This window comes from Streptomyces sp. W16 (genome assembly GCF_033194735.1).
Classification (GTDB): Bacteria; Actinomycetota; Actinomycetes; order Streptomycetales; family Streptomycetaceae; genus Streptomyces.
The window spans coordinates 1-3,540 of sequence record NZ_JAWOAI010000765.1 but is presented as its reverse complement, the minus strand read 5'-3'; the positions used below and the strand labels follow the sequence as shown (position 1 = coordinate 3,540).

The window sequence follows — 3,540 nt, the reverse complement described above, 5'->3', positions numbered from 1 at the left end:
CGCCGAGACGGTCGCGTTCCTGGCCATCGGCCTGCCCGCGGGCGTCTGGGCGGACCGGCTGCGCCGCCGCCCGCTCCTGATCGCCGCCGACCTCGTCCGCGCCGCGCTGCTGCTCACCATCCCGGCCGCCGCCCTGCTGGACGTGCTGAGCCTGCCCCAGTTGTACGTCGTCGCCCTGCTGGTGGGGCTCGGCACGGTCCTGTTCGACGTCACCCACATGAGCTATGTACCGTCCCTCGTCGGGCGCGAGCACGTCATCCCGGCGGTGTCCGGGCTGGAGGCGACCCAGTCCTCCGCCACCGCCGTGGGACCGCCGCTGGGCGGGCTGCTGGTCCAGTGGCTCTCGGCTCCGCCGGTCGTCCTCGCCAACGCCCTCGGATATCTCGGCTCGGCCCTGTTCCTGGGCGCGATCCGGCACCACGAACAGCGCAAGCCACGCGACCCCGGGCGACGGATCCTGCCCGACATCAAGGAAGGTCTCGTACTCGTCCGGGACCGGCCGGCCCTGCGGGCGCTCGCCGCCGCGGGGTTCCTCATCGTCCTGGGGGAGACCGCCTGGCTCGCCGTACAACCGGTGTTCCTGGTCCGCGAGTTGGGGCTGTCCTCGTTCGGTTACGGTCTGGTCCTCGCCGTCGGCGCCGTGGGCGGGCTGCTCGGCGCCGGCCTGGCCGGGCGACTGGCCGCGGCCTTCGACACCACCCGGCTCCTCCGGGGAAGCGTCGTCCTCACGGCGGCCCCCATGGCACTGCTGCCGCTGGCCCACGCCGACTGGAGAATGCTGCTCTACGGCACGGGAACCTTCCTCGGCTACGCGGGAATGGGCGTCTACAACGTCACCCAGGTGGGACTGCGGCAGCTGCTGTGCCCGGAAGAACTGCGCGGCAGAATGAACGCGACCATGCGTTTCCTCATGTGGGGCGCCATGCCGCTGGGCGGAATACTCGGCGGCTTCGTCGGTGAATCCCTCGGAATCCGCACCGAATTGTGGACCACTGTCGTCGTCATGGCCCTCGCCGCCTTTCCGGTATGGCGCGTTCCGAAACGTGTGGAAGCGGCCACATGACGAAGTGAACGAAGCTTCTTTGCCACTCCTCTCACGGCATCCCAGACTCGTCCATAGACAAAGGGACGCAGGGGAGGAAGTGAAATGGTGATGAGTTCGGCGCCGTCGGCCGACCGAATATGGTTACGCCGGCTTTCCAACCGGACCGTCCCCGCGGCGGAACCCCGGGCGCGGATCGTCTGCTTCCCGCACGCCGGAGGTTCCGCCCGCTTCTTCCTCCCGTGGGTGCCCCTCCTGCCGCCCTCGGTGGAACTGTGGGCCGTGCAGTACCCGGGACGCGACGACCGCATCGCGCACCCGCTCGCCCGGAGTCTGGAACAGCTGGTCCTCCCCGTCGCCGATCTCCTCACGGAGTGGCACCGGTCGCCGCTCGTGCTCTTCGGGCACAGCCTCGGCGCCACCGTGGCCTACGAGGTGGCGCGCGTGCTGCGGTCCCGCCGACCCGCCGCGATCCAGCGGTTGTTCGTGTCCGGGCGGACCGCGCCCTCCGCCCACCGCCCCGGCACCGTCCACCACTACGACGACGACCGGCTGGCCGCCGAACTCGCCCGGCCCGGCGGCACCGACCCCGAACTCCTCGCCGACCCCGGCATCCGCGAACTCGTCCTGCCCGTCGTACGGGCCGACTTCCGGCTGGCCGAGACCTACCGCCACCGCCCCGGCCCACAACTGACCTGCCCCGTGACGGCGTTCGTCGGCGACGGCGATCCCGCGGCCACACCCGCGACGACGGCCGACTGGCGGGACTGCACCAGCGGCCCCTTCGACCTCCACGTCCTGCCCGGCGATCACTTCTACCTGATACCGCAGCGAGCCCACCTGATCAGCCGGCTGCTCCGCCACCTCGAAGCACCACACCCGAACCTGCCGACGACCGTACGAGGGAGATGAACCAGCCGTGCCGACCACGACCCGGAACACCGTCGAGGAACACGTCTACGCCGGTGTGCTGACAGAGATCCTGCACGAGGTGCCCTACAACAGCGCCGCCCAGTTCCACGAGTACTACGGCACCGGAGCCGTCCCCCGGCGACTGGGCATGGCCTGCGTCTGGCAGTCGTTCGAGGCCGGACGACTGGTCGCCGAACGGGCGGGCGGCGAGGCCGTCTTCCGGGTCGGAGGGCGCCACGCCTCGGCCGTCTTCACCGAAGCGGACACACTGACCGTCCTCGACCCGTACCTCATGCACCGCGAACCCCTCCGCTTCGACCTCGGACACCAGGACGCCGGCCCCACCCTGCGCGTCGAGGCGGACGCCTACCCGGTCCGGACCCGGCCGGACGGCTCGCCCGCGCCCTCGAAGGTGCGCGCGACCTGGCGCCGGTCCGACGGCGCGATCCTTCTCCAGTACCTGCGCTACAGCCCCGCCAAGGACGAGGACGTCACCTACCGCGCGTTCACCATGCGCACCGACTCCGTGGTCCCGTCCGTGCCGCCCCCGGCCCCGCTGGTCCGGCGCCTGCTGCTGCACCCCGAGCAGAACAACTTCTCGATCCGCACGGTGCACCGCGACGACCACCAAGTACGTGAACTGGTGCTGCCGTTCACCGGCCGGCCCCGGCAGCAGCTGGTCGACGCCCGCCATCTGATCGTCCGTGACAACCAGGGCCGCGTCTTCCGCCACGGCACAGGGGACTTCGCCCGGGAGCTGGAACTGATCGCCGATGCCGTACGCGGCACGACCGAGGACATGGTCGGCCAACTCCTCACGGCCGCCGCGCTCTACGACAGCAAGGCGCCCGCCGCGCCGGCCCTTCCCGAGTACAGCCTGGAGGACGCGTGACACCCGCCGACATCCGCCCGGCCAGGACCGACCTGCGCTCGTACTTCCTGGCCGGAGTGATGCAAGGCGCCCGCCGCGGCGCCGAACTCGCCGACCAGGGCTACCGCGAGACCCTCACCGAGGTGATCCTCCGGCACCGTCCGGCCGCCGTCGTCCACGACCCCGGTGTCCTGATGCGGGACTGGCTGGGCGCCGACGAGGAGCAGGTCAGGCGCGCCCACGCGGAGCTGGCCGCGGCCGGGACCGTGCACCGCGACGACCTCGCCCCGCCCTCGTCGCCCTCACCGACACCTTCCACCGGCTCACCCGGTACGCGGCGGACAGCGACGTGTGCGTGGCCTGGCTGCCCGGACACGAACCGAGCATGGGCACCGCGTGCGAGATGTTCAGCGCCTGGCAGGCCGGCCGTACCGTCGTCGCCGTCACGCCGATGCGGCAGAACCTCGCGGTCCTCGCCTGCGCCCACCATGTCCTGCCCGGCCTCGACGCGTTCGAGGCCTGGCTCGCCGATGGCGGCGACCTGCGATGACCAGCGGTGACAAGCCGCGCGAGGCCTGCGGGGTCGCGGGCGCGTGGGACACGCAGGGCGATGTCGTACCTCTTGTGCGCACCATGCTGATCGCCCTCCAGCACCGCGGGCAGGAAGCCGCGGGCGTCGTCGCCTGCGCGGACGGGCGGCTGACCCGGCACGCCG

At 71.7% G+C, this 3,540-nt stretch carries 4 protein-coding genes; all 4 read left to right on the top strand.

Annotated features, from left to right (window positions below; all coding sequences use genetic code 11):
* On the top strand, positions 1–1,063 hold a 1,063-nt coding region (locus R6V09_RS48820), incomplete at its 5' end, for an MFS transporter (protein ID WP_317887886.1).
* A gap of 90 nt (positions 1,064–1,153) precedes the next feature.
* Positions 1,154–1,954, top strand: coding sequence for a thioesterase II family protein (locus R6V09_RS48815; protein WP_317887885.1), 801 nt, complete (start codon positions 1,154–1,156; stop codon positions 1,952–1,954).
* Positions 1,955–1,961: 7 nt separating this feature from the next.
* Positions 1,962–2,846 carry a hypothetical protein gene (locus R6V09_RS48810; protein ID WP_317887884.1) on the top strand — a complete coding sequence of 295 codons (885 nt, stop codon included), beginning with the start codon at positions 1,962–1,964 and terminating at the stop codon, positions 2,844–2,846.
* Between the two features lie 364 nt (positions 2,847–3,210).
* The gene (locus tag R6V09_RS48805; RefSeq protein ID WP_317887883.1) at positions 3,211–3,375 is read left to right on the top strand and encodes a hypothetical protein; all 165 of its coding nucleotides are present in this window, start codon (positions 3,211–3,213) and stop codon (positions 3,373–3,375) included.
* Positions 3,376–3,540: the final 165 nt, after the last annotated feature.

Coding starts and splice junctions, on each gene's coding strand:
- R6V09_RS48815 (WP_317887885.1), top strand. CDS start 1,154: ATGAGTTCGGCGCCGTCGGCCGACCGAATATGGTTACGCCGGCTTTCC.
- R6V09_RS48805 (WP_317887883.1), top strand. CDS start 3,211: ATGGGCACCGCGTGCGAGATGTTCAGCGCCTGGCAGGCCGGCCGTACC.